The organism is Rhodoferax fermentans (assembly GCF_002017865.1).
In the GTDB taxonomy this organism is placed as follows: Bacteria; Pseudomonadota; Gammaproteobacteria; order Burkholderiales; family Burkholderiaceae_C; genus Rhodoferax; species Rhodoferax fermentans.
The window spans coordinates 2,480,841-2,507,514 of record NZ_MTJN01000002.1 but is presented as its reverse complement, the minus strand read 5'-3'; the positions used below and the strand labels follow the sequence as shown (position 1 = coordinate 2,507,514).

23 protein-coding genes are annotated in these 26,674 nt (G+C 58.6%); 17 read left to right on the top strand and 6 right to left on the bottom strand.

Annotation, left to right across the window (positions count from 1 at the left end):
- Nucleotides 1–21: 21 nt before the first annotated feature.
- Nucleotides 22–639, bottom strand: a complete 618-nt coding sequence (locus RF819_RS11705) for a TetR/AcrR family transcriptional regulator (RefSeq protein WP_078365156.1) — start codon at nt 637–639, stop codon at nt 22–24.
- Between the two features lie 37 nt (nt 640–676).
- Complete coding sequence (locus RF819_RS11700; RefSeq protein ID WP_078365155.1) at nt 677–1,627, bottom strand: LysR family transcriptional regulator ArgP; 951 nt, start codon at nt 1,625–1,627, stop codon at nt 677–679.
- 90 nt (nt 1,628–1,717) lie between these two features.
- Between RF819_RS11700 and RF819_RS11695 the strand changes: the two genes are divergently transcribed.
- A complete protein-coding gene (locus tag RF819_RS11695; RefSeq protein ID WP_078365154.1) occupies nt 1,718–3,046 on the top strand; it encodes a D-amino acid dehydrogenase in 1,329 nt (442 codons plus the stop codon).
- Nucleotides 3,047–3,124: 78 nt separating this feature from the next.
- A complete protein-coding gene (locus RF819_RS11690) occupies nt 3,125–3,508 on the top strand; it encodes a hypothetical protein (protein WP_078366913.1) in 384 nt (127 codons plus the stop codon).
- Nucleotides 3,509–3,534: 26 nt separating this feature from the next.
- Here the strand turns inward: RF819_RS11690 and RF819_RS11685 are convergent, their stop codons facing one another.
- Both RF819_RS11685 and RF819_RS11680 read right to left on the bottom strand, forming a co-directional pair.
- Nucleotides 3,535–4,809, bottom strand: coding sequence for an anion transporter (locus RF819_RS11685; protein WP_078365153.1), 1,275 nt, complete (start codon nt 4,807–4,809; stop codon nt 3,535–3,537).
- Between the two features lie 91 nt (nt 4,810–4,900).
- Nucleotides 4,901–5,854 (bottom strand): LysR family transcriptional regulator, encoded by a 954-nt coding sequence (locus RF819_RS11680; protein ID WP_078365152.1) that lies wholly within the window; start codon nt 5,852–5,854, stop codon nt 4,901–4,903.
- A 124-nt stretch (nt 5,855–5,978) separates the two neighbouring features.
- Here RF819_RS11680 and aptA point away from each other — a divergent pair, with 124 nt between their 5' ends.
- From aptA to RF819_RS11660, 4 genes are all read left to right on the top strand, one after another.
- Nucleotides 5,979–7,328 (top strand): omega-aminotransferase AptA, encoded by a 1,350-nt coding sequence (gene aptA / locus RF819_RS11675; protein WP_078365151.1) that lies wholly within the window; start codon nt 5,979–5,981, stop codon nt 7,326–7,328.
- Between the two features lie 77 nt (nt 7,329–7,405).
- Entirely contained in the window at nt 7,406–8,914 is a 1,509-nt protein-coding gene (locus tag RF819_RS11670) for a CoA-acylating methylmalonate-semialdehyde dehydrogenase (RefSeq protein ID WP_078365150.1), read from the top strand.
- Nucleotides 8,915–9,023: 109 nt separating this feature from the next.
- Nucleotides 9,024–9,761 (top strand): ABC transporter ATP-binding protein, encoded by a 738-nt coding sequence (locus RF819_RS11665; RefSeq protein WP_078365149.1) that lies wholly within the window; start codon nt 9,024–9,026, stop codon nt 9,759–9,761.
- Entirely contained in the window at nt 9,758–11,164 is a 1,407-nt protein-coding gene (locus RF819_RS11660) for an ABC transporter permease (protein ID WP_078365148.1), read from the top strand. The genes RF819_RS11665 and RF819_RS11660 overlap by 4 nt, the downstream gene beginning before the upstream one ends.
- Before the next feature lie 71 nt (nt 11,165–11,235).
- Here the strand turns inward: RF819_RS11660 and RF819_RS11655 are convergent, their stop codons facing one another.
- Together RF819_RS11655 and RF819_RS11650 are read right to left on the bottom strand one after the other, a co-directional pair.
- Nucleotides 11,236–11,562, bottom strand: a complete 327-nt coding sequence (locus tag RF819_RS11655; RefSeq protein ID WP_338109550.1) for a type II toxin-antitoxin system PemK/MazF family toxin — start codon at nt 11,560–11,562, stop codon at nt 11,236–11,238.
- A gap of 431 nt (nt 11,563–11,993) precedes the next feature.
- On the bottom strand, nt 11,994–12,794 hold the full coding sequence (locus RF819_RS11650; RefSeq protein WP_078365146.1) for a PEP-CTERM sorting domain-containing protein: 801 nt from the start codon (nt 12,792–12,794) through the stop codon (nt 11,994–11,996).
- A gap of 289 nt (nt 12,795–13,083) precedes the next feature.
- Between RF819_RS11650 and RF819_RS11645 the strand changes: the two genes are divergently transcribed.
- The 11 genes from RF819_RS11645 to RF819_RS11595 all read left to right on the top strand — a co-directional run bounded on the left by RF819_RS11645 (nt 13,084) and on the right by RF819_RS11595 (nt 26,658).
- Nucleotides 13,084–13,977 carry a ThiF family adenylyltransferase gene (locus RF819_RS11645; protein ID WP_078365145.1) on the top strand — a complete coding sequence of 298 codons (894 nt, stop codon included), beginning with the start codon at nt 13,084–13,086 and terminating at the stop codon, nt 13,975–13,977.
- A 216-nt stretch (nt 13,978–14,193) separates the two neighbouring features.
- Nucleotides 14,194–14,772 (top strand): XrtA/PEP-CTERM system exopolysaccharide export protein, encoded by a 579-nt coding sequence (locus RF819_RS11640; RefSeq protein ID WP_242472672.1) that lies wholly within the window; start codon nt 14,194–14,196, stop codon nt 14,770–14,772.
- A gap of 82 nt (nt 14,773–14,854) precedes the next feature.
- On the top strand, nt 14,855–16,420 hold the full coding sequence (locus RF819_RS11635; protein ID WP_078365143.1) for an XrtA system polysaccharide chain length determinant: 1,566 nt from the start codon (nt 14,855–14,857) through the stop codon (nt 16,418–16,420).
- Nucleotides 16,421–16,427: 7 nt separating this feature from the next.
- Nucleotides 16,428–17,351, top strand: a complete 924-nt coding sequence (locus RF819_RS11630; RefSeq protein ID WP_078365142.1) for an XrtA-associated tyrosine autokinase — start codon at nt 16,428–16,430, stop codon at nt 17,349–17,351.
- Complete coding sequence (locus RF819_RS11625) at nt 17,348–18,874, top strand: TIGR03016 family PEP-CTERM system-associated outer membrane protein (RefSeq protein WP_078365141.1); 1,527 nt, start codon at nt 17,348–17,350, stop codon at nt 18,872–18,874. Before RF819_RS11630 ends, RF819_RS11625 begins: the two co-directional genes overlap by 4 nt.
- A gap of 3 nt (nt 18,875–18,877) precedes the next feature.
- Nucleotides 18,878–19,990, top strand: coding sequence for an XrtA/PEP-CTERM system-associated ATPase (locus RF819_RS11620; protein WP_078365140.1), 1,113 nt, complete (start codon nt 18,878–18,880; stop codon nt 19,988–19,990).
- A gap of 28 nt (nt 19,991–20,018) precedes the next feature.
- On the top strand, nt 20,019–20,879 hold the full coding sequence (locus RF819_RS11615; RefSeq protein WP_078365139.1) for an XrtA system polysaccharide deacetylase: 861 nt from the start codon (nt 20,019–20,021) through the stop codon (nt 20,877–20,879).
- 7 nt (nt 20,880–20,886) lie between these two features.
- The gene (locus RF819_RS11610; RefSeq protein ID WP_078365138.1) at nt 20,887–21,927 is read left to right on the top strand and encodes a FemAB family XrtA/PEP-CTERM system-associated protein; all 1,041 of its coding nucleotides are present in this window, start codon (nt 20,887–20,889) and stop codon (nt 21,925–21,927) included.
- A gap of 8 nt (nt 21,928–21,935) precedes the next feature.
- Nucleotides 21,936–23,156, top strand: a complete 1,221-nt coding sequence (locus RF819_RS11605) for a TIGR03087 family PEP-CTERM/XrtA system glycosyltransferase (protein ID WP_078365137.1) — start codon at nt 21,936–21,938, stop codon at nt 23,154–23,156.
- Entirely contained in the window at nt 23,153–24,742 is a 1,590-nt protein-coding gene (xrtA, locus tag RF819_RS11600) for an exosortase A (protein ID WP_078365136.1), read from the top strand. Before RF819_RS11605 ends, xrtA begins: the two co-directional genes overlap by 4 nt.
- Before the next feature lie 8 nt (nt 24,743–24,750).
- Nucleotides 24,751–26,658, top strand: coding sequence for an XrtA/PEP-CTERM system amidotransferase (locus RF819_RS11595; RefSeq protein WP_078365135.1), 1,908 nt, complete (start codon nt 24,751–24,753; stop codon nt 26,656–26,658).
- Nucleotides 26,659–26,674 lie beyond the last annotated feature (16 nt).

The window sequence follows — 26,674 nt, the reverse complement described above, 5'->3', positions numbered from 1 at the left end:
AAAACCCTTTATGCATAAGGGCTAGCGGGCAATCAGACCCTCAAAACAGGTGCTCAGCACCAGCTCGGTGATCTGCTCGTCGGTGAACAGCCCACCCATCTGCAGAAACTCCACCACCGAGTCACAGGCGCGTGCGAAGAAGGTGTACAAAATCGCGATCGCTGGCAGCTTGGCGCTGAGCTGGCCAGCCGCTTGCGCTGCTTCGATCCAGGCACCCAGGCGATCGCTGACCTCCATCAGGCCGTCCATGTAATCGTTGTTGGCCATCAAGGTGGCGCGCAGGCTGGAGTTCTGGCTGGGCAGCGTGGGCATGTCACCGGCCAGTTTGACCTGCAGCACCCAGCGCACCACCGCACGCAGGTTCTCGAGCGGGTCGGCCTCGGGTGGCAAGCTGCTGATGAAGTCCTGGGCACGCTGCATCACCCGCACCATCGCTGCCGCGGCCAGGTCTTCCTTGCTGGGAAAGTGTTTGTACAGGCTGGCCTTGGCGATGCCAACCTGGGCTGCCACCTCGTCCACCGTCATCGCGTCAAAGCCTTTTTCGGCCAGCAGGCGGTTGACAGCATGCACGATGGCGTCTTCACGCACCTGCAGCATGCGTTGTTTGAACGAGGTTTTGGGGGTGTCGATGGCGCTCATGGCTGAATTTTAGCCGCCAAATTCACATCTTGATCTGTCAGACTTTTTTGCTACTGATGAGTTTAGATTCTGGCTTGGGTGGGCTCAAGGCCACACCAGCAGCGGTTTTGAGGGCATGGGTCAGCGCATCAAGCACCGCCGAGTTGAGGTTCCAGCAATGCCAGTAGAGCGCCACCGGCAGGCGGTGGCCGGGCATCAGGTCGACCAGGCTGCCGTTTTTGAGGTGCTCGGCCACCTTGAGCTCGGGCAAGACACTGACACCCCAGCCCGCCAGCACCGCACGCAACTGGCCCTCGGAGCTGGGCACATACATCTGGCTCAAGGACACCTGGCGCAGACCACAGGCGCTGGCGACAAACTCGGCCTGCAGGTCGTCCTTGCGGTTGAAGGCGATGAAAGGCAGGCGACTGAAATTGTGGGGGCTCAGGCCCTGCGGGCAGCGCGCTGCGGCAAAACCGGGCTCGGCCACCGCCACATAGGCCATGGTGCCCAGTGGCTCCACCTTGCAGCTGCGCAAGGCCGCGCGCAAGGTCGTCACACAGCCCAGCACACGGCCCTCACGCAACCACTCGAAGGTGAAATCCTGGTCGTCGGTAATGATCTCCAGACCCAGACCCTGGTGCGCCAGCGGGCTCAGCGCGGGCAGGGTCCAGGTGGCAATGCTGTCGGCGTTGATCGCAATCGAGATACGCTCGTCTTCACCCGCCGCACCGGCCGCGCCGGGCGAGAGGTCCTTGAGGTCACGCTCCAGATCGGCACGCAACAGGCGCATCTGCATCGCGTGTTTGAGCAGCAGGCGCCCGGCCTGGGTGGCTTTGAGCGGGCGGCTGCGCACAATCAGCACCGTGCCCACCTGCACCTCGAGGGAACGCAGGCGCTGCGACACCGCCGACTGGGTGATGGACAAACGCACTGCCGCACGCTCAAAACCACCCTCTTCCACAATGGCCGCGAGGCATTCCAGGGCGGCAGGATCAAAAGTACTCATGGGGCATTAGTGAATAAGGGTTGCTAATGAATTCTGGATAAGTTTAATCCTGCCAAAAGCGGCCCATGATCTCGCGGACACTCTCGGCCCATGAAAATCACTATCCTCGGCGCCGGCATCATCGGCATCAGCACCGCCTGGCATCTGCTGGAACGCGGCCACCAAGTCACCGTCATCGACCGTCAGCCCGACGCCTCGATGGAGGCCAGTTTTGCCAATGCGGCACAAATCTCGGTCAGTTATTGCGAGCCCTGGGCCAATCGGGACACCCCGATCAAGGCCCTGAAATGGATGCTCAGCAAAGAAGCGCCGCTGCTGTTTCGCCCGCGTCTGAGCTGGCAACAATGGCGCTGGAGCCTGCTGTTCCTGAGCCAATGCCATGACCGCGCTTTTGAACGCAATGTGCAGCAACTCGTCTCCCTGGGCGCCTACAGCCACGCCGCGTTCAAGGATCTGGTGCAGACCACCGGCATCGAGTACCAACGCCTGGAAAAAGGCATTGCCCACTACTACACCGAGCAAAAATCCTTTGACAGCGCAGGCGAGGCCGCCGCGCTGATGGCCCGCTACGGTGTGGCACGCCGCGTGGTGGACCGCGCCGAGCTGCTGCGTATTGAGCCAGCACTGACCCCATTTGCCGAGCAGATTGTCGGCGGCACCTACACCCCCAGCGACGAATCGGGAGATGCTTTTGTCTTCACCCAGGCCTTGGCCAAGCTCTGTGCGGCGCGCGGTGCCGAGTTTTTGTACAGCCACGACATCGTGGCCCTCAACAGCACCGGCGGCGCTATTGATTCTGTAACCGTCAAGCCAGTATCCACAGGGGCTAGAGGCAAAAAAGGCTCGCAAAAGACGCGCCAGATCAAGGCCGACCATGTGGTGGTGGCCTGCGGCGCTTACAGCGCACCGCTGCTGCGCACGGTGGGGGTGGACTTGCCGATCTACCCGGGCAAGGGCTACAGCGCCACCTTCAAGCTGCTGCGCCCCGAACAAGCGCCCCAGGTGTCGATGATCGACGACGCCAAGAAAATCGCCATGAGCCGCCTGGGCAACCAGTTGCGTGTGGCTGGCACCATCGAGGTCGGTGACTACGACTTGACGCTGGACTCCCCGGTGGCGCGTGCACGCTGCCGCATGTTGTCCAACCGCATCGAGCAGGTCATGCCCGGCGTGTGTGACACCCGTACCCCCGAGGAAGGTGGCGACCCGTCGTATTGGGCTGGTCTGCGCCCGGCCACCCCCACCAACATCCCCTACATCGGCAAAACGCCGGTCGGCAAGTTGTGGGTCAACGCCGGTCACGGCACCCTGGGCTGGACCCATGGCGCGGGTTCGGGCAAGGCGCTGGCCGAGCTGATCTGCGGTCAGCAGCCTGAGATGGCCTTCAACTGTTACGGCTTTCCGCGAAAAACCGCTTGATAGCGGGTTTTTCCCAGTCTATTTGGGCTTTAGAAACCCAAAGGCTTGCGCAAAATGCGCGTCATGACCGGAGGTTCCATGACGCTGCAATACCAACTCAAAGAAGGCAACTACCACCTGTATGACCTGAGCTCGCCCGCCAGCCGGGTCACAGGGGAACACCGCCTGCGCCTGAAATCCGACACCGTGGCGATTGCCTTTGAGGCCAGCACCGGTGCGCTGCGCGAACATGGCAGCCCCAACCGCATCCACTCCTGGGCCAACAACACCCGTCGACGCCTGCGTGCCTCGGGGGCGCTGGACAAGGCCAACGACATCGTGGTGGTGTCAGGCCCGCTGCCGGTGGACGAGATCAACAAGTGCCTGAAAATTCAGGGTTATTGCCGGGACATGTTCACCCGGCTGCATGAGTTGCCCCACGGCAAACGGGTGCAGCACAGCAGCGCCCACACCACCCACTGAGCCGGCACCGTCCGCCAACACAGGACTCAGGACAAGCGCAACGTCAGCGCAATCACCCCCAGTGTGAGCAGCGTCACCGGCAGGCCGATGCGCGCGTGGTCGCGCCAGTTGATCGCCACGCCACCCTTTTGCGCCAGATCCACCATGATCAGGTTGGCTATCGAGCCCACCAGCAGCAAGTTGCCCGCAAAAGTGCTAACCAGCGCCAGCGTCACCCCGGCCTGCTGGCCTTGCAGGTGCGGCAACAACAGCATCACCGCAGGCACGTTCGACACCAGGTTCGACAAACCCACCCCGGCCACAAACAGTGGCGCCGGGTGGCTCAGGTGCACACCTTGGGCGGCCAGCGCAGCCACCGCATCAGTCGCCAATCCAGTCGAGGCGAAAGCGTGGTTGACCACAAACAGCCCGGCAAACAACACCAGCAATTCCCAATCAACATAGCCCATCACGTGGGAGGAATGGAAACGGCGGCTCATCAGCAACACCCCGGCGCCCACCAGCGCGGCCACCTCACGCGGCCAGTCGGTAAAAAGAAAGACCAACATCAAGGCACTGGCCACCAGCAAGCCCTTGACAGTCTGCCAGCGGTCAAAAGCAAAGACATCGGCGGCGTCCAGGTCCACCTCTACTCGGCTCGGCGCCGGGCTGGGCGCCACACCCGGTGACGCGGGGTTGGCCGCAGGCACCCACACCAGCCAGGCCCACAACACCCCCAGGCTCAGGCCCACAGGCAACAAGGCCTGGCGCAGGTAGTCACCAAAGTGCAAGTGCATGAGTGAGCCAATCAGCATGTTTTGCGGGTTGCCAATCAGGGTGGCGGCCGAGCCAATGTTGGCGGCACAGGCCAGCCCGACCAGAAACGGCACTGGCGCCAAACCGCGCTGAAGGCACAGTTGCAGCACCACCGGCGTCATCGCCAGGCAAATGATGTCGTTGGAAAAAATCGCCGACAACGCGCCCGACACGCCAATGATGGCGCCCATCAGCCCGGTACGCCCCAGCGGCAAAGCCGCCACACGGCGCGTCACCGCGGTGTAAAAACCACCCAGGCGCATCTGCGCCGACAGCACCATGAACGAAAACAGCAGCAGCATGGTCGGCAGGTCCACCACGCGGGCCGCTTCTTCGGTGCTGATGGCGCCGATACCAATCACCGCAATCGCCCCCAGCAGGGCAATGCCCGAGCGGTTGAGCTTCAGCCGTGGCAGGCCACCGAGCACCATACCCAAGTAGACCGTGACAAAAATAGCCACGATGGCGCTGTTGAGGCCCTCCAGGTCATGCAAGATCGGGCTCATGGTGTGGCCTCTTGGGGCGCAAAAACTACGCTTTTTTGATAGCTACTCGCCCTTTTTAGATAAGGGCTAGAGGCATAAATCTTATAAAACATCATGCGGCAAGCGTAGCACGGCCCGCCACATGCGCCTGGTGCAGGCAGGCTTGAAACGCTAACGTGACCCGCGCGGCCTGCGGTGAGGTCCGCACGATGCCAAAAAAACTGCAGCGGTAGCTGAACACGCTTGGCTGAACCGCACGCAGCCGCCCCTGGCGCACAAAACTCTCGGCGTAGTGGTCGGGCAAAAAGCCCAGGTAACGGCCCGAGAGGATCAGCGTGGCAATCGACTCCTGGTCGTAGCCGGTGGCCTGGCGGGTGAGCTGCACTTTTTGGGCCAGCTCCATGTTGGGTGAGTGGTAACCCAGCCCGGCAAAGGCATGTGCGTGTAAAGCCGCCCAGTCGCCCGGCTGCTGCGCCGCACCCGTCGCAAACAGTGGATGGGCACGGCCACAGTACAAATACATGGTCTCGCTGAACAACTCGTCATAGACCAACGCGCCCGAGGTACGGTGGCCCGGCACCACACCGACCTGGAACTGGCCGTCGAGCACACCGCGCTCGATCACATTGAGCGGCGCCACATGCAGGTGCAGGCTGACATCCGGCGCCTGCGCCTGAAACAAGCTGATCGCCTCACCAATAAACGCGTCTGGGTTGCTGGCAGTTTTGTCAAACACCGCCAGGTGCAACTCACCGCCCATGCGCTGGTGGATCTCATCGACCCGGCTGCGAAACGCATCGACCCCAGCCAGCAGGCGCAGGGTTTCGGCATAAATCTGCTCGCCTTCGGGTGTCAGCGCAAAACCAGCGCGGCCACGTCGACACAGGGTCAGGCCCAGGCGGGTTTCCAGGTCTTTGATGTGGCGGCTGACCGTGCTGGTACCGATGTTGAGCTCCAGCTCGGCTGCCGCCAAACCGCCGCAGTCGACCACGGTCTTGAACACCCGCAGCAGGCGGATGTCCATGTCGCTCAACTGGCCCAGGGCGGCGCGGGTATTTACTTGCATAGATTTGCAACCAAGCAGTGATAGTTAAGCAATCATAAGAGTAAGGCACTGCGCACAATCCTTGCTTTGTACCTGTTGCCGCGCCAACTTGGCACCACAACACGCACCACCACAAGGAATCACCATGGACCTGACCGATAGCAAAGCTCTGGCTCAACCGCGACTGGACGCCGCCTGGCTCGACGCGCACTGGATGCCATTTACCGCCAACCGCAACTTCAAGGCGGCGCCGCGCATGATCACCCGCGCCGAAGGCTGCTACTACTTTGACAGCGATGGCCGCAAGATTTTCGATGGTCTGTCGGGCCTGTGGTGCTCCGGCCTGGGCCATGGCCGCGCCGAAATTGTGGAAGCTGCGCGCAACCAACTCGCCACGCTGGACTATTCGCCTGCCTTCCAGTTTGGACACCCGCTGTCCTTTGCCCTGGCGAACAAGCTCAAGGAACTCACGCCTGACGGGCTGGACTACGCGTTTTTCACCGGCTCCGGCTCCGAGTCGGCTGACACGTCCTTGAAACTAGCACGTGCCTACTGGCGCGCCAAGGGCCAGAGCAGCAAGAGCCTGCTGATTGGCCGCGAAAAGGGTTACCACGGTGTCAACTTTGGCGGCATTTCTGTCGGTGGTATTGGCGGCAACCGCAAGACCTTTGGCCAGGGCATTGCGGCCGACCACCTGCCCCACACCCAGCCCGCGCCCGGATCGTTTTTCAAGGGTTGCCCGGAACAAGGCGCGGACCTGGCCGACGACCTGCTCAAGCTGATAACCCTGCATGACGCCTCCAACATCGCCGCCGTCATCGTGGAACCCATGTCGGGCTCGGCCGGTGTGGTGGTGCCGCCCAAGGGTTACCTCAAGCGCCTGCGCGAGATCTGCACCGCCAACAACATCCTGCTGATTTTTGACGAAGTGATCACTGGCTTTGGCCGCCTGGGTGCCTACACCGGCGCCGAATACTTTGGCGTGACGCCCGACATCCTGAATGCTGCCAAACAGATCACCAACGGCGCCCAGCCGCTCGGTGTGGTGATGGCCAGCAAGGAGATCTACGACACCTTCATGGCCGCTGGTGGCCCGGAATACATGCTCGAATTCGCCCACGGTTACACCTACTCGGCACACCCAGTGCCTTGTGCGGTGGGCCTGGCCACCCTGGACATCCTGGTGCGCGAGAACATGATTGACCGTGTGAAGGCGCTGGCACCCCATTTTGAAAACGCGGTGCACAGCCTGCGCAGCGCCAAACACGTGGCCGACATCCGCAACCTGGGCCTGGCCGCAGGCTTCACCATCAGCCCCGTGCCGGGTGAACCCGCCAGACGGCCATATGAGGTGGCGATGGCGATGCTCAAGAAGGGCTTTTACGTGCGCTACGGTGGCGACACCATCCAGCTCGCTCCGCCGTTCATCAGCACCCCCGAGCAGATCGACAGCCTGGTCAACGCACTCGGAGAATGCCTCAACGCCACCGCTTGAAGCCGTTATAGTTCTGATAGCTTCTAGCCCTTATCAGATAAGGGCTAAAGCCTGTTTTCTCTTATTTTTGACACATCATGACCACCACTCTCCCCACCATCCAGCACCTGATCAACGGCCAGTTGGTCTCAGGCGGCAGCCGCAGCGCTGACGTGTTCAACCCCGCCACAGGGCAGGTTGAGAAACAGGTGTTGCTGGCCGACAAACTCACGGTGGAGCGAGCCATCATCAGCGCGCAGGCGGCTTTTCCGGCTTGGCGCAACACACCGCCGCTCAAACGCGCCCGCGTCATGAGCAAGCTCAAAGAACTGCTGGAGCAACACGCCGACGAACTTTGCGCCCTGATCACCGCTGAACACGGCAAGGTGTTGAGCGACGCGTTGGGTGAGTTGCAACGCGGCATCGAAAACGTCGAATACGCCTCTTATGCGCCCGAATTACTCAAGGGTGAACACAGTAAAAACGTCGGCCCGGCGATTGACTCCTGGAGCGAGTTCCAGGCACTGGGTGTCACCGCTGGCATCACGCCATTCAACTTCCCGGCCATGGTGCCGCTGTGGATGTGGCCGATGGCGGTGGCCTGCGGCAACACTTTTGTGCTCAAACCCTCCGAGCGCGACCCCAGTTCGACCCTGCGCGTGGCCGAGCTGGCGTTACAAGCCGGCCTGCCACCCGGTGTGCTCAATGTGGTTCACGGTGACAAGGAAGCGGTGGACACCTTGCTGCAAGACCCACGTGTCAAAGCCGTGAGTTTTGTGGGCTCGACACCGATTGCTGAATACATCTACGCCGAAGGTTGCAAACACGGCAAACGGGTGCAGGCCCTGGGCGGCGCCAAGAACCATGCGGTGTTGATGCCTGATGCCGACATTGGCAACGCGGTCAACGCGCTGATGGGCGCCGCTTTTGGCTCTTGTGGTGAGCGCTGTATGGCGATTCCGCTGGTGGTGGCTGTGGGGGATGACACGGCCGAGGCGGTGATCGCCGGTCTGAAGACCGAGATCGCCAAGATGAAAGTCGGCCCCGGCACCGACGCCAGCAGCGACATGGGTCCGCTGGTCACCAAGGCCCACTTCGAGAAGGTGAAGACGTACGTCGACCAGGGCGTGAAAGAAGGCGCCACACTGTTGGTGGATGGCCGTGGCGTCCAGGTGGCGGGTCATGCAGCCGGTTACTTTATGGGCCCCTGCCTGTTTGACCATGTCAAACCCGGCATGACGATTTACCAGGAAGAAATTTTTGGCCCGGTGCTCGGTGTGGTGCGTGTGAAAACCCTGCAGGAAGCCATGGACCTGATCGACGCCCACGAATACGGCAACGGCACCTGCATCTTCACCCGCGACGGCGAGGCTGCCCGCTACTTCACCGACAACATCCAGGTCGGCATGGTCGGTGTGAATGTGCCGCTGCCGGTGCCAGTGGCCTACCACTCGTTTGGTGGCTGGAAACGCAGCCTGTTTGGTGATTTACACGCCTACGGCCCGGACGCCGTGCGTTTTTACACCAAACGCAAGACCATCACCCAGCGCTGGCCCAGCGCCGGTGTGCGCGAAGGCACGGTGTTCAGTTTCCCGAGCAGCCGCTAAATCTTGCTTGCCTGACTGGCGCTGGTTAGGGTAATAATTGGCGCCAGGCACCTTCGGGTGCGGTCTTTCAACAGCTTGGCTCACGCGGCCGAAGGATGCAGGGCAAGACATGAGCGACAAAGAGCCAGACAACACACCGTATCAAGGGCCGGTGGCCTTGCTGACCCGGGTGGAAAAAACCTACCACATGGACTCGGTGAGTGTGCCGGTGATCAAGGGTGTTGACATCCTGGTGCGCCCGGCCTGCTTCACTGTGTTACTCGGGCCGTCGGGCAGTGGCAAAACCACCTTGCTTAACATGTTTGGTTGTATCGACAAGCCCGATGCGGGCGAGGTCATGGTGGCCGGTTGCAATGTTGGGGAACTCTCTGACGATGCGCTGTCGGACTTTCGCGCCAAGAACATTGGCTTCATCTTCCAGAACTTCAACCTGCTGCCGGTGCTCAGTGCTTACGAAAACATCGAGTACCCGCTGCTGCTGACCGGCGCCTCGGCCAAAACCCGCGCCGACCGCGTGCCCAAACTGCTTGAAGCTGTGGGCCTGGCCGACAAGGCACACCACCTGCCCGGCCAGCTCTCAGGGGGGCAGCGTCAGCGTGTGGCCATAGCGCGTGCCTTGGTGCGCAAACCCAAGCTGGTGATCGCGGATGAACCCACCGCCAACCTCGACAGCGAAACCGGCGCCGCCATCCTGGGCCTGATGCGACGCATGGTGGACCGTTTCCAGATTTCCTTCATCTTTTCGTCGCATGACTCCGATGTCATCAGCGCGGCTGACGACACCATCTTCCTCAAAGATGGCCGTATCCGTGGTATCCGCCGCAAAGGCATGGAGGCCTCAGCATGATGACCTTGTCATTGGCCGTGCGCAACCTGCTGCGCAACCGCCGCCGGTCGCTGGCCACCTTGCTGGCGATGGCAATTGGGTCAACATCGATTTTGCTGTTTGGGGGTTTTAGTGCAAATATCAACTACATGATGCACACCCACCATGTGCGCACGGGCGGGCACCTGCAGATCCAGCACCGCGACTTTTACCAGTACGGCAACGGAAACCCAAGTGCCTACGGTATCAACAACTACCAGGAACTGATCAAAGCCATTCAGACCGACGAAGTGTTGCGCGACATGGTGCTGGTGGCCTCCCCCACCCTGCAGTTTGGCGGCATTGCAGGCAATTACGCTGCCAACGTATCTCGCACCATCATTGGGAACGGTTTTGTCGCTCAGGACATTAACCGCATGCACGAGTGGAACGACTTTGATGTCAAAAAAAAGGAACCGCCCTTTGTGCTGGAGGGCGCCGCTGAAGATGCTGCCATCGTGGGCATTGGCGTGGCACGAGTGCTGCAATTGTGTGAAGCACTCCATATAGACAGCTGCCCCAAACCCCAGAGTGATGCTACTCTAGACAGCGCTGGCGTACCAGACGACATTGCCGCACTTAGCCAGCAAGACGCCACTGACACCTCGAGTGGCCAAGGCAAACCTGCCCCCAACCCTAGGCGGCTTGATGTGCTGGTGGTCAACGCAGGTGGTGCGCCCAACGTCACGGCCGTTGAAGTCATTAAAGCTCAGGAACAAGGCATCAAAGAGCTGGATGAGGTGTACATGATCATGCAGTTTCCCCACATCCAGAAGCTGATGTATGGGTCATCTCCTCCCAAAGCCACATCCATCATGCTGCAGTTGCGGCACTCTGACCAGATTGCGACCGCCACGGAACGCTTAACGCCCATTCTGGCCAAGTTCTCTGCCAACCAGCCGCTGGCCGTGCTCGACTTTCGGACCCTGAACCCGTTTTATGTGCAGACCATCCGCATGTTTGACACCATTTTTGGTTTTGTTTTCATCCTGATAGGTGGCATTGTTCTGTTCACAGTGAGTAATACCATGAACACGGCGGTGGTGGAACGCACAGTAGAAATTGGCACCCTGCGCGCTATTGGCCTACGCCGCTCTGGAATCAGAGGTCTTTTTGTAACGGAAGGAGCGCTGATCGGCATGTGCGGTGCGGTGCTGGGTGTGATGCTGGCGCTAGTGTTAGCGGCGCTCGTCAACCTGTCTGGACTGGACTGGCTGCCGCCAGGCAATGTGGAGCCGCTGCCACTGACCATCACCGTACTGGGTGAAACCCGCATGATTGTCGGGACGACCATCGGCTTGATCATGATTGCGGTTCTGTCAGCCTGGTGGCCGGCTTACCGGGCGGCTGACCTGAAAATTGTGGATGCACTGCGGCATGTGTGACTATCAGTCGTGCTTCGCTAACCAATCACCCCGAGAAACACCGCAAGAGATCGACTGACCTCAAGCATCTGCTACGCAGATACGTGACCAAAAACATCACCAATGGGTTCTCGGGGCACGGTTTGCACTTTGTCCACCATGATGTCCGAAGTCTTTTGCAAGCCATTCGCCACACTTGGCACCACCCGGATTCGAAACAGGGGTGCATCCCTCAGCTCCCCCGTCACAGGCAAGATCGTAACTGAGGGGTGCTCATCAAACAGGTCAGACTGAAGTACTGACACGGGTCTTGGTTTACCGTAATCGCCCAGCAAAGCGATGGTGACCAAATCACCGCGCTTCATTGCATTCCGCGGTATTTGCCACTGCTTGCACCCAATTTTGAGTAGTCGTTTCAAGCGGATCGCCTTTCAAGTGACTGCCGAGGTAGTCAAATAGGCAAAACAGATGGTGCGAGTGGTCCACCATTTGCTCGAAGCCATGCCGTCCGCAAAGTGCCATAGTTTCATTGAAGGGAGCAGACGAGGATGGCAACCTCAAGTGAGATGCCTGCGGCGACCATGCGCCTGAAGGGATGCTGGTTGGCCCACAGCGGTCTGGTGTTAGTCGCGCCTATTGGTTGCGACTTTTGACAAACTAACGCGATCGACTGCAATATATATGCTAGCTAGACACCCTTTCAAGATAAGGGATAGCACACAAAAAGACTAAACACTTTCACCAAACACCGGACTTCAGGTCCTCTGCCAGACTACACGGTTCTCACACACCCAACGCAAAAGAGCCCGCCAAGGCGGGCTCTTTTGCGCGCGTCAGAACACTGACAGACTTATTTTGCTGCTTTGCGGCGGCGTTGTGCCAAACCTAGACCAGCCAGACCGAGGCCGATCAAAGCCATGGAGCCCGGCTCAGGAATCGTGTTACCTGAAAATGTACTGGCACTGCTCATGACCATCAACTTGCCGTCAGTGACGAATGGATTATCAAGTAACTGAAAAGTGTTGGTGAACTTGATATCGGCCAAACCGAACGTCCCAATGCTGTCCTCCACAGTAATTCTGCCATTGGTGTCAAAATTTTCGGCCGCCAAACCCGCACCCGCCACGACATCTAGGTAGCCATATCCAGAACCTGTCTCACCCACTGTCGGGGTCGCGCTAGAGTGCAATGTTCCGTACTTACCCGTGAAAGCATCATAAGTTTGGCGTCCCACTAAACTTAGGAACAGCGCACCGTCGGTGGCACTTGCAGCCAAACCAGTGGGGTTTGTGGATGCACTCCAATCCGGGCTGCCATCAACGTACAAGTCAATGTTACCGCCAGAGAAGGTAAACTTTTCGTTAGCTAACCCACTGATACTCGCAAGGGTGTAGGAGACTTTGTACGTCAATTCACAGCCAGCGCAAAACCCAGTCGTATCGCCATTAATGGATGTGATTTTTCCATATCCGATCAAAGTATCGCCAACATTCGTAACGACGCTTTCGAAAACTGCATCCGTCGCACTAAAGTCAAAAAAAGCGTCCGGATCCCAAGTCACCCCCCCTACATTGATCAGGGCGGCAGATGCAGACGCACTTGCCAAGCCAAGCGCTGCGGCCACAGCCAGCGAAAGCAAAGATTTTTTCATAATGACACTCCTAAGTACGTTGCATCTACTAAACCACGAGGTCAAATTGACCACGTAGGAACAAAAGCACAGAACGTGCCAAAATCCTGTTTTCTATATAAATCAATAGGTTACAAAAACTTCGCTTTCCAGCCCGTGTTTCAATGTAAGAAAAATCGACAACAAATCCGAAGCCATTCCCAATGGGTACGACTGACGAAGGTATGTTCAAGAGGGCGCCTTCGAGCTAGAGTCTGCTTCGGCTTTAATATGGGCAGTGCTTTGCTGACACACAAAAGAGAGGTTTGCCATGGGTTCTGCCAATGAACACACTTTGACTTTTAATTACGACCGCGCCTTCTCTCGAAACATCGGCTGGATTACGCTGGCCGAGCAGGACAAGTTACGCCAAAGTCGTGTCGCCATCGCCGGCCTAGGTGGCGTGGGTGGCGCCCACCTGCTGACATTAAGTCGACTGGGATTGGCCCGCTTCAACATTGCCGACTTTGACGACTTTGCTGTGCACAACATGAACCGCCAGGCAGGTGCATTCATGCCGTATATGGGGCATCCCAAGATCGACACCGTGGCCCGGTTGGCCCAAGACATCAACCCCGAAACCGAGTTGAGGCTGTTTCCGCAAGGCGTGACGCCCGAGAACGTGGATGACTTTCTGAAAGACGTGGATGTGTATGTGGATGGGCTGGATTTCTTTGCCTTGCCCGAGCGACGTATGGTATTTGCCAAATGCCGCGAGAAAGGCATTCCGGCCCTGACAGCAGCGCCGCTAGGCATGGGTGTCGCTTTTCTCTACTTCAGTCCGACGGGCATGGGCTTTGAAGACTATTTCAAGGTGGAAGGCCACGCGCAGCAGGAGCAGTACGCGCGCTTTATCGCCGGTTTGTCACCCGCCATGCTCAACCGTGACTATCTGGTGGCGCCCGAGGCTGTGAATTTTTCGGAGAAGCGCGGCCCCTCCACCATCATGGCGTGCGAGCTTTGCGCCGGCGTGATGGGCACGTCGGTGCTCAAAGTGCTGCTCAAACGCGGAGAGATCAAAGCGGCCCCATGGGGCATGCATTTTGACGCCTACCACCAAAAGCTCAAACACACCTGGCGACCCTTTGGAAATGCCAATCCGCTGCAACAGTTGCTGCTCAAATTCATAAGGCCAGTGCTAAAAGGAAGCAAGTCAACGCGCTGACACCTTACTCCGAAACGATTCATCAGACGATAAGCAGTTCAACAACTGATATGTTTTCTGACGCGGACTTGCATCAATAATGCGTTATATTGCTTTAATATTTGTCTTCACTGCTTCCCGCGTCTTGCAATGGCCTCACCCAGGGGATTTATCTTGAAAAGCTATTTTTCCAACGCACCGATCTTGACTCGTATTTGGCGCTGCGCCGCCGCTGGCTTGGCCGCAGTCTGGCTGGTTGGTTGTGCCACCGGAGGTAATTACCCGCCTGCACCCTCCATAGCGGCTACACCTGACTACAACTACATCGTAGGCCCAGGGGACAACCTCAACATCATCGTCTGGCGCAACCCAGAGCTGTCCATGTCGGTCCCAGTTCGACCGGACGGCAAACTGGCCACCCCGCTGGTGGATGAACTGGTGGTGCAGGGCAAGACATCCACAGAAATCGCCCGTGATGTTGAAAAGGCCTTGAGTAAATTGGTACGAGACCCGGTGGTGACGGTGATCGTGACGGGTTTCATAGGCCCCTACAGCGAGCAGATTCGTGTGGTGGGCGAAGCAGCGAAACCTCAAGCCCTTCCTTATAAGCAGAAGATGACATTGCTTGATGTGATGATCGCTGTGGGTGGTCTCACCGATTTTGCCGACGGCAATGGTGCATCAATCACCCGTGCCGCTGAAGGTGACAAGCGCTACTCAGTGCGCCTGAAAGATCTGATCAAGCGTGGCGACATCTCCGCCAATGTCGAGATGAAACCGGGTGATGTGTTAATCATTCCTCAGGGCTGGTTCTGATTCTTTGCCTCTCCTGCATGGTTCTGCTTGAGCCATACAGGCTTCGTCTTGCATGTACTATTGATTTATAAGAACTTCCCCTATGGATGAGTTGATTAGTCAGATAACAACCATAGCCCGGGGCATGTGGAAACACCGCTGGCGCGGCCTGATAGCAGCCTGGTTGGTCGCCATTGTCGGTGCCATAGGGGTGATGGCAGTACCTGACAAATATGAAGCCAGTGCACGCATTTATGTGGATACACAATCCATTCTGAAGCCTTTGATGTCGGGCTTAGCTGTGCAGCCGAATGTGGAGCAGCAAGTGATGATGCTCAGTCGCACATTGATCACTCGCCCCAATGTCGAAAAATTGATCCGCATGGCAGACCTGGACCTAGGCAACGCATCCAAAGGCGAGCAGGATGCGCTGATTGATAGGGTATCAAAGACATTGGAAATCAAAAATGTGGGCCGTGACAACATCTACACACTGGCCTATCGGGACACGGATCCTGAAAAGGCGAAAAAAGTGGTGCAGTCTTTGGTGTCGATCTTTGTCGAATCCAGCATGGGCAGCTCACGCCAGGACTCAGACACTGCCAAAAAATTCATCGAAGAACAAATCAAGACCTACGTGACCAAGCTCGAAGAAGCTGAGGCGCGGCTCAAGGAATTCAAACTACGCAACATTGACCTTCAGACCACCGAAGGGCGAGACATGGCCGGTCAGTTGGGCGCCATTTCAGAGCAGCTGCGACAAGCTCGATTGGAACTGCGTGAAGCTGAAAACGCACGGGATGCAGCCAAAAAGCAGTTGGACGCTGAACGCGCGACCAACTCCAAGAACCTGATGTCTGACACCTCGGCTTCGATTTCTACACCTGAGATTGACTCGCGTATTGATGCCCAAAAACGCAATCTAGACGCCTTGTTACAACGCTTCACCGAACAACATCCTGATGTGGTAGGTGCGCGACGTCTGATCAAAGACCTGGAAGACCAGAAACGCAAGGAGATCCAGGAATTGCGCAAAGCCGCGTTGGCAAACCCATCTGCTGCGCCTTCTAACAACACGTTGGCTTATCAGGAACTGAGTCGGGTCATGGCCACTTCAGAAGTTCTAGTTGCGTCTTTGAGGGCACGCGTGGCTGAATACGATGCACGTTACGCCAAAGCACGCGAGGCCATGAAGACCGCGCCACAAATTGAGGCGGAGTTCGCCCAGCTCAATCGCGATTACGAGATCAACAAGAAAAACTACAACGACCTGGTATCCCGGCGGGAATCAGCCACCATGTCGGGCGATCTGGACAACGCCACTGGCGTGGCTGATTTCCGACTGATTGACCCTCCGCGTGCGTCGCCCAAACCCGTCGCACCCAACCGTCTGCTACTGATGCCGTTGGCCTTGCTGGCAGCTTTGGCGGCAGGCTTGGGTGTGACCTTCCTGCTGGGTCAGATCCGAGCTGTGTTCTACGATGCGAACGCCATGAGTGAAACCTTGGGCTTGCCCTTGCTTGGGGTGGTATCCCTGCAGGTCGATGATGGCAGTGCACAGCGGAGAAAGTCTGAGTTGGTGAAATTTTTAGCCGCTACCGGGGGTCTGGTAGTTGTGTTCGGTCTCGGAATGGCTGCGCTGTTCCTGACGTCCAACCAAGCAGGATGAATGACCTATGAGTAGCTTGATTGAACAGGCAGCCCGACGGCTGGAACAATTGCGGCAAGCGGGTGTGGAGATGCCAAGCACATCCACTGCAGCGACACCAAAACCTCCACTGGCGGGGGCAGACCTCCCCGCAGCTACACCAAAGCCTCCCGAGCCAGTAGCCACATCGCGGCGGGTCGACTTGGACTTGGACGCTCTGACCAAAGCAGGATTTATCAACCCCAGTTCAGCACGCTCCGAGATTGCAGACCAATACCGTGTGATCAAACGTCCTTTGATCAAAAACGCGATGGGCAAAGGTGCTTCCGTCATAACCAATGGCAACCTGATCATGGTGACCAGCGCCTTGCCCGGCGAGGGAAAAAGCTTCACCTCGATCAATCTGGCCATGAGCATCGCCACGGAGTTGGACAACACCGTGATGCTGGTGGATGCCGATGTGGCTCGCCCGTCGGTCATGCGCATGCTGGGCTTGCCCGATGGGCCGGGCTTGCTTGACTTGGTCTTGGATGACAAGCTGGACATGTCGTCCGTCTTGCTCAAAACCAACGTCGAGAAATTGACCATTTTGCCCAGTGGAACACCCCATCCACGTGCCACAGAACTGCTGGCCAGCGATGCCATGGTCAATCTGCTGGAAGACATGGCAGCGCGTTACCCGGACCGGATCATCATTTTTGACTCTCCCCCTTTGCTGATCACCACCGAAGCACGGGTGCTGGCCACCCATATGGGGCAGATTGTGACGGTGGTGCATGCCGGGAAAACGCTGCAATCCGAGGTCAAGCAGGCGCTGGCCACCATTGATGCCTGCCCCGTGAAGCTGCTGCTGTTGAACCGCGCAAGCTCTTTGTTCAAGAGTGGGTATGGCTACAGCTATGGGTATGGTGCGGGGTATGGTCACGACAACCAGGCGGAGCAAGCAGCGTGAACACCTTGCGCGCCACGCCCTCTCTTGCGACATTGTTGCTGTTGTCTGGGACTGCGGCCTGGGCTCAAGATGCCGTGCCCGGAGCGACCACGCAAGCGGTATCCATCTCGACACGCGTGACAGTGAACGAAACGGTGACGGACAATGTGGCGCTCAGCGGTGCGGCCGCCAAGTCTGATCAAATCACCGAAATCAGCCCTGGCATCCATGTCAATGTCAATGGTGCCAGACTCAAAACCTATCTTGATTACGCGCTGACACATGTGAATTACGCCCAGGGTACGTCGGCCAGTCGCAACCAGAACGCACTCAACACCTTTGGCACCTTCGAAGCGATTGATAACTGGGCATTCTTGGATTTCAGCGGCAACATCTCGCAACAAACCATCTCGGCGTTTGGCACCCAATCCACCAACAACACGGCCATCAACGCCAACCGGACGGAGGTGGAGAATTTCAAACTATCTCCCTATGTCAAGGGTCGGCTCGGTGATGCCGCCAATTACGAGGCACGTGTTAGCCGATCGGTGACTTCCAGTGACAGCTCAACCGCGTCCAACAGCGCCACCACCGACAGCGTGATCAAGGTCAGCAATGCGTCAGCTTATCGCAGCTTGGGGTGGACCGCAGACCTGTCACGCCAGCAAGCCAATTACAGCACCGGACGTGCCACCGAAGCCAACACCTACAGCCTGGGTTTGACTTACGAGGTCACCCCCCTGGTCAAGCTGTCCGCCAATGCTGGCCAGGAATCGAACAATTACACCAGTTTGGACAAACAAAACTACAGCACCAGCAGTGTGGGGATCAACTGGTTCCCGTCGGAGAGAACCACGTTATCTGCACTCACCGGCAAGCGTTCTTTTGGCAACACCCACAACGTGAGTTTTGAGCATCGCAGCTCCCGGACCGTCTGGCGGTTTTCAGACAGTAAAGATGTCTCAACCACCCCCAACCAAAATGGTGTAGGGGTCATTGGCAACCTTTATGACTTGTTCTACAGCCAGTTGGAAGGCAGTGGGCTCTCGGCCGCAGAACGAGCCCAGAGGGTCAACGCCTTGTTGCAGTCATATGGTCTGAGTGCCAACACCCCTGTTGTGGGTGGCTTTTTGACCTCGGCAATTTCGGTTCAACGCAGCCAGAACCTGTCTCTGGCCCTGCTGGGTGTACGTGACACTATCACTTTTTTGCTGACACGCACCGAGAACAATCGACTGGACACCATCACCAGTGTCGTGGACAACTTGTCCAACGGAGCCACAGTCGTCCAAAACGGCTTCAGCGTCAACTACAGCCACCGTCTGACACCGGACTATTCCTTGGGTATGTCGTTATCGCGGCAAAACACCTCCGGCAGCACAGCGGCCGAGGAAACCACCCTCAAATCTTTCAATGTCAACCTCTCCGGCAAAGTTGGCAGACGAACAGCAGCTTCACTGGGCCTGCGCCGGGTGGTATCTGACAACGCCACCAATCCCTACACCGAGAACGCGGTGACTGGCAACCTCAATGTGCAGTTTTGACCCATGTATGCAGCCTATTACGGATTAAGTAGCGAACCCTTCCAGATCAACCCCGATCCACGCTTCTATTACGCTAGCAAACAGCACAGACGTGCCAAGGCTTACCTTGAGTATGGCGTCATGCGTAATGAAGGTTTCATCGTCATTACCGGTGAAATTGGTGCCGGCAAAACCACCGTGGTACGCGGCCTGCTGGATAGCCTGGAAGCAGGCAAGGTGGTGGCAGCCAACCTGGTCACCACTCAGCTCGATGCCGAAGACACCCTGCGCATGGTAGGTGCGGCTTTTGGTGTGCGGGTCAAGGATGTCTCCAAGTCCGACTTGCTGATGGCGCTGGAGGCTTTTCTTGTCAGCCACGCCAGCCAGGGGCAACGTTGCCTGCTGATTGTGGATGAGGCTCAAAACCTGACCCACCGTGCTGTCGAAGAGCTGCGCATGCTTTCCAACTTCCAATATGGCCAGCAGGCCCTGCTGCAAACGTTTCTGATTGGTCAGCCCGAATTTCGCGCCATTCTGCAAAGCCCAGGCATGCAGCAACTGCGCCAGCGGGTTACCGCTACCTGCCATATTGGACCGCTGGATCTGGCCGAAACACAAGGTTACATCGAACACCGCCTCAAATGTGCCGGGGCCAAACCCGAACGACCCGCCTTTGACGCTGCGGCCTTTGAAGCCATCTTCAAGGCCACCAACGGTATCCCACGGCGCATCAACCTGGTGTGTGACCGCCTGTTGCTGTCGGGTTATCTGGCCAGCAAAGATTGTTTTGGTACGGAAGAGGTCAACGAGGTGGTCAGCGAGATCAACGACGAGTCGGTCTCGATGTCCAAACCCATCTCCTCACCCGAAGGACCTGGCTGGACCGACTCGTTTATTTCTGATTTGTCCTCGGCCAACGCCTCAGATGCTGATCTGGCCAAGCTGCAGTTTCCAGCTGGCCTAGGCCAAGCTATCTCGGGCCAGATCGCCACACTGAATGCCGAGCAATATGACATTCGGTTGCGCCGCCTCGAAGCCAGCGCCTTGCGCCTGGAACGCATCAACTTGGAAATCCTGGTGATGCTGCAACGGCTGGTCAAGGCCGCCAGTGGTGCCACACCGGACAAAGAAGCTTGACCCCGAGCACTCCTACACAGGCCACCGCATGCCAACCCGTTTGACCAACGCGATGACGATCGATGTCGAGGACTATTTTCAGGTCTCGGCGTTTGCCCCCTACATCGCCCGCACCGAGTGGGACAGCCGCGAATGCCGCGTGGAGCGCAACATCAACACCATCCTGGAGTTGCTGGCGCGCCACCACACCCAGGCCACCTTTTTCACGCTGGGCTGGATTGCCGAACGTTACCCCCAGCTGGTGCGCCAGATTGTCGACAACGGGCACGAACTCGCCAGCCACGGCTACGGCCACCAACGCGCCAGCGACCAGTCACCTGAAGACTTTTTCAACGACATTGACCGCGCCAAGAAACTGCTCGAAGACCTGTCGGGCCAGCGCATCCTGGGTTACCGGGCACCGAGCTTTTCCATCGGCAAGGGCAATCTGTGGGCCTATGACAGCCTGCTGGAGGCCGGCTACCACTACAGCTCCAGTATCTATCCGATAGCACACGACCATTACGGCATGCCGGATTCACCCCGATTTGCCTATGAAGTACGGCCCGGACTGACCGAAATCCCGATCACCACGGTGCGGCTGTTCGACCGCAACTTCCCCTCCAGCGGCGGTGGCTACTTCAGGCTGCTGCCCTACCCGGTGACGCGCTGGCTGATCCAACGTGTAAACACCCGTGACCAACAGCCAGGCATGTTTTACTTCCACCCTTGGGAGGTCGACCCAGACCAACCCCGCGTTGCAGGCATTGACCGCAAGTCACAGTTCCGCCACTACGTCAACATCGGGCAAACCCAGGCGCGCTTGGACCGCCTGCTGAGCGACTTCACCTGGGGCAGGGTCGACCAAGTATTTATGAACCAGATTGCGCCTTTGCCGCTGGCGGTCTGACATCGGCATGGCACAGGTCAAACGTCTTCTACCCCACGACACCACCACCGCCCAGCGCTGGGATGCGTTTGTGTTGGCCTGCCCTCAGGCCACGTTCTTCCACCGGGCAGGCTGGCAAACCATCGTCACCGATGTGTTCAAACACGACAGTTATTTCTTGTATGTCGAGGACGCCAACGGACAGATCGAAGGCGTGTTGCCACTGGGCCATATCCACAGCTGGCTGTTTGGCAACTCGCTGACCAGTTTGCCGTTCACGGTCTACGGTGGCGTGGCAGCCAGCAACGAACAGGCAGCGGCGGCACTGGAGCAGGAAGCCCAGAAAATCGCCGAGAACCTGGGCGTGGACCATCTGGAATTGCGCCATGTGGACAACCGCCACCCCGATTGGCCGACGCAAGAGCTGTATGTGACCTTCCGCAAAGAAATTCTGCCGACGGAAGAGGCCAACATGCTGGCCATACCGCGCAAACAACGCGCCATGGTGCGCAAAGGCATCAAGAACGAGCTGCGCAGCGAAATCGACCCCAAGGTAGACCGCTTTTTTGCGCTGTTTGCCGACAACGTCCACCGCCACGGTACCCCGGCCTTACCCAAGAAATACTTCCAGGCACTCATGCAGGTGTTTGGCCCGGATTGCGAGGTGCTCACCGTGGTTTCACCCAGTGGCAAACCGCTGAGCAGTGTGCTGAGCTTTTACTTCCGCGATGAGGTCCTGCCCTATTACGCCGGGGATGATGAAGCCGCACGTGACCTGGCCGCCAACGACTTCAAGTACTGGGAGCTGATGCGCCGCGCCTGCGCGCGTGGGCTCAAGGTGTTTGACTACGGCCGCAGTAAAAAAGACACTGGCCCTTATGCCTTCAAGAAAAACTGGGGCTTTGAGCCGACACAGCTGCACTACGCCTACCGCCTGTACAAACGCGACAGCATCCCTCAGAACAACCCGTCCAATGCCAAATTCAAGCTGCTGATCAGCACATGGCGGCGGATGCCGATTGGCCTGGCCAACTGGCTCGGGCCGTTCATCGTGCGCAACCTGGCCTGAGACACACTATGGGCAAGTTGCTTTACTTGGTGCACCGCCTGCCCTACCCCCCCAACAAGGGTGACAAGGTGCGCTCCTACCATTTGCTCAAACACCTGACCCAGTCGCATCGGGTGTTTTTGGGCACCTTCATCGACGACCCGGCAGACGAGGCCTACCTCGACACTGTGCGCGCACTCTGCCCGGACCTGTTTGTGGCACGCCTGCAGCCGCGCAACGCCAAGTTGCGCAGTCTGGCCGGCTTGCTCACCGGGCAATCGCTCAGCCAGCACTACTACCAAAACGCCGGGCTGCAACGCTGGGTGCAACAAACACTGGCTGAACACAACATCAACGCCGTGGTCATCTTCTCGTCGGTCATGGCGCAGTACATCCAGGTGTCATCCAAAGTTCCGATGCTGGTGGACTTTGTGGACGTGGATTCGGCCAAGTGGACCCAGTACGCGCCCGACCACCGCTGGCCGCTGTCCTGGCTGTACCGACGCGAAGGTGAACGACTGCAGGCGTTCGAGCGCAGTGTGGCCCAAAGTGCCCAACGCTCGTTTTTTGTGACCGACAACGAAGCCAACTTGTTCAAGCAGCTGGCGCCTGAAAGCGCTGGCACCGTCGATGCCATCAGCAACGGGGTCGACGCCGAGTTCTTTGCCCCTGAGCCGAATCGCCCTTCGCCTTTTGCTGGCACAGCTGATCAGCCGAAACCCATCCCGCTGGTGTTTACCGGTGCCATGGACTACTGGCCCAACATCGATGCCGTGACCTGGTTTGTGGCCGACATGCTGCCCGACCTGCGGCAACAGTGGCCACAATTGTGTTTTTACATCGTCGGGCGCAGCCCACCACCCGCTGTGCAAGCCCTGGCCGGCCCGGGCGTGGTGGTGACCGGCACGGTACCCGATGTGCGACCCTATCTGCAGCACGCAACGGTAGTGGTCGCCCCCCTTCGGGTGGCGCGGGGCATTCAGAACAAGATTCTGGAGGCTATGGCCATGGCCCGGCCGGTGGTGGCATCTGACTCGTGCGCACAGGCGGTCGAGGCCAAGCCTGAGGCTGAATTGTTGTGCGCCACCACCCCGGCGCACTTCATCTCCCAGATCAGTGCTTTGCTGGCCTCACCTGAGCGTTGTGCCCGTGTGGGTATTGCCGGGCGACAGCGGGTGCTCAGTGATTACAGTTGGTCCGCCCACCTGTCCAAAATCGACACCTATCTGAACCCGAAGGCCCATCCATGACCCCTGCTGTGCAACTCAAGCCCCAACACCACTGGCCCCGTGCCAGTCTGTTGTTTGGCTTGCTGGCGGTCATTTTGGTGGCGCTGTACTTTGACACGGCCAGTGCCATGGTGGACATCTGGTGGCGCTCCGAGACCTTCACCCACGGTTTTCTGGTGCTGCCACTGGTGCTGTGGATGGTGTGGCGTCGCCACACACATCTATCCCATCTGCAGCCTCAGCCCAGCGCCTGGGGCCTGATAGCACTGGTGTTGGTCGGTTTTGGCTGGCTGCTAGGTGACCTTGTCGCGGTGAATGCGCTGACACAACTGGCGTTTGTGGCCATGTTGGCGCTGCTGGTGCCAACTTTGCTGGGGCTGACGGTAGCACGTTCGTTGCTGTTCCCGCTGCTTTTCCTGTTTTTTGCGGTGCCGTTTGGCGAATTCGCCATGCCCCAGCTGATGGAATGGACCGCCGACTTCACCGTGATGGCCTTGCGCCTGAGCGGCATCCCGGTCTACCGCGAGGGGCTGCAATTTGTCATCCCCTCAGGCAATTGGTCGGTGGTGGAAGCCTGCAGCGGCGTGCGTTACCTGATTGCCTCACTCACCGTGGGCACCCTGTTTGCCTACCTGAACTACCAGTCCACGAAACGCCGGGTGTTGTTCATCATCGTCTCGATCCTGGTCCCGGTGCTGGCCAACTGGTTGCGTGCCTACATGATCGTGATGCTGGGCCACCTGTCAGGCAACAAATTGGCCGCCGGGGTCGACCACATCATCTACGGCTGGGTGTTTTTTGGCTTTGTCATTTTGCTGATGTTTTGGATCGGTGCACGCTGGTCCGAGCCGGAGCCCAGTGTCAGCGCGGCCGACATCGACTCGGTCACCCTCAACAAACCTTTGCCAGGTGACAACGCTGGAACACGCCCCCGGTTTGAGCTGTTTGCGCTGTTGGCAGCACTGATCCTGGCTTGGCCACTGGCCGCACGCTGGGCGCTGGACCACAACAACGTGAACACACCGGTGCAGCTCTCGGCGCCAAACCAGCTGGCACCCGACTGGCTGGCTGACACCCAAACCCCTGCGATCTTTGAACCAGCTTTCCAGAACCCTTCGGCCAGTCTCAATACCAGCTTCGTGCAGGGAGACCAGCGTGTTGGGCTTTACTTGGCTTATTACCGCCAGCAAAACTACCAGCGCAAACTGGTCAGCTCAGAGAACGTGCTGGTCACCTCCAAAGACACCCAGTGGGCGCAAGTCAGTCGCAGCTCTCGATACATTAATTTTGATAGCAAACAGATCAGTGTTTGCGAGGGGGAACTGCGGAAACTCTCTGCATCTGCCAGCCCGGCGGACGAGCGACTGGTGGTCTGGCAAGTCTATTGGGTCAACGGCCAGCTGACCGCCAGTCAGGCACAGGCCAAGCTGTATGGCGCGTTACAGCGCCTGCTGGGGCGTGGCGACGACTCAGCCGTTCTGATCCTCTACACCGACAAAGGCCAAAGTGTCGAAGGTGCGCAACGCCTGCAGGCTTTTGTGCAAGCCAATGGCCCAAGCATCATCAAGTTGCTAGACATCGCCCAGCACAACCCTTCTACTCCCTGAGCAAATCTATGTGTGGCATCGCCGGACTTTTTGACACGCACAGCAAACGCGACTTTGCGCCCAAGCTGATGGAGCGCATCAACAACGTGCAGGCGCACCGCGGCCCGGACGAACTCGGCCTGCACCTGGAGCCCGGTCTGGCCTTTGGTCACCGGCGCCTGTCGGTGATCGACCTCTCCACCGGGCAACAACCGCTGTTCAACGAAGACCACAGCGTGGCCATAGTGTTCAACGGCGAAATCTACAACTACCAGGCGCTGACCACCGAACTGAAGGCGCTGGGCCACGTGTTTCGCACCCGCAGCGACACCGAGGTGATCATCCACGCCTGGGAGGCCTGGGGCGAAGCCTGTGTGCAACGCCTGCGTGGCATGTTTGCCTTCGCTCTGTGGGACCGCAACCAGCAAACCCTGTTCCTAGCACGTGACCGCCTGGGCGTCAAACCGATGTTCTACGCGCTGCTCAGCGACGGCAGTTTCATTTTTGGCTCCGAGCTGAAGGTCATCACCGCGCATCCAGACTTTGTCCGCAACATCGACCCGCTGGCGGTGGAGGAGTACTTTGCCCTGGGTTATGTGGCCGACCCACGCTGCATCTACACCGGTGCCCACAAACTGGCTCCGGCGCACACGCTCACCCTGCGCCATGGCCAGGGTCTGCCTGAGCCCAAACCGTATTGGGATGTGAGCTTCTCACTCGACAACCGTATCAGTGGTGAAGACGCTGTGCACGAGTTGCGCGCGCGGCTCGACGAATCGATCCGGCTACGCCTGATGGCCGAGGTGCCGCTGGGCGCCTTCCTGTCCGGCGGCGTCGACTCCAGCGCGGTGGTGGCCACCATGGCCAGTGTCTCAAGTACCCCCGTGCGCACCTGCGCCATCGGTTTTGACGACCCCAAGTTCAACGAATCCGCCTTTGCCCAGCAAGTGGCCGAGCGTTACCACACCGACCACCACCTGGAAATTGTCAAAAGTGACGACTTCGACCTGATCGACACCTTGGCCAGGCTGTACGACGAACCCTTTGCCGACAGCTCCGCCATCCCGACCTACCGCGTTTGCCAGCTGGCGCGTAAACATGTGACTGTGGCGCTTTCCGGCGATGGGGGCGACGAGAGTTTTGGCGGCTACCGGCGCTACCGCCTGCACGCCGCCGAGGAACGTGCCCGCAACCTGGTGCCTCTGGGCCTGCGCCAGCCGCTGTTTGGCACCCTGGGTCACCTGTTCCCAAAGCTGGACTGGGCACCGCGCATGTTCCGCGCCAAAACCACCTTCCAGGCGCTGGCGCTGGATTCCACCCAGGCCTACTTGCACAGCGTCTCGGTGCTACGTTCTGATGAGCGTGAATCCCTTTATTCATCAGGGTTCAAGCGCATTTTGGCTGGATACCGGGCGCAGGAGGTGTTCAAACACCACGCGGCGAAGGCCAACACCACCGACCCGCTGGCGCTGGTGCAGTACTTGGACTACAAAACCTGGCTGGTCGGTGACATCAACACCAAGGTGGACCGCGCCAGCATGGCGCACTCGCTTGAAGTGCGTGAACCGCTGATGGACCACGAGCTCATTGAATGGCTGGCCACCCTGCCCAGCGAGCTCAAGATCAAGGGACAAGAAGGCAAATGGTTGCTGAAAAAGGCCTTTGAGCCCAGCCTGCCCAACGATGTGTTGTACCGACCCAAGATGGGGTTTTCGGTGCCCTTGGCCAAATGGTTGCGCGGCCCGCTGCGCGAGCGCCTGCAGCAGGCGGTGCTGGGCCCACAACTGGAAGCCACCGGCTACTTCAATCAAGAGACTCTGCAGACCATGGTCCGCCAGCACCTGAGCGGCCAGCGCGACCATTCAGCACCGCTGTGGACCTTGCTGATGTTTGATGCGTTTTTGCGGCAGGCAGCAGAGCGACCGGAGGCTTTGTAGAAAAATAGGCATCTAG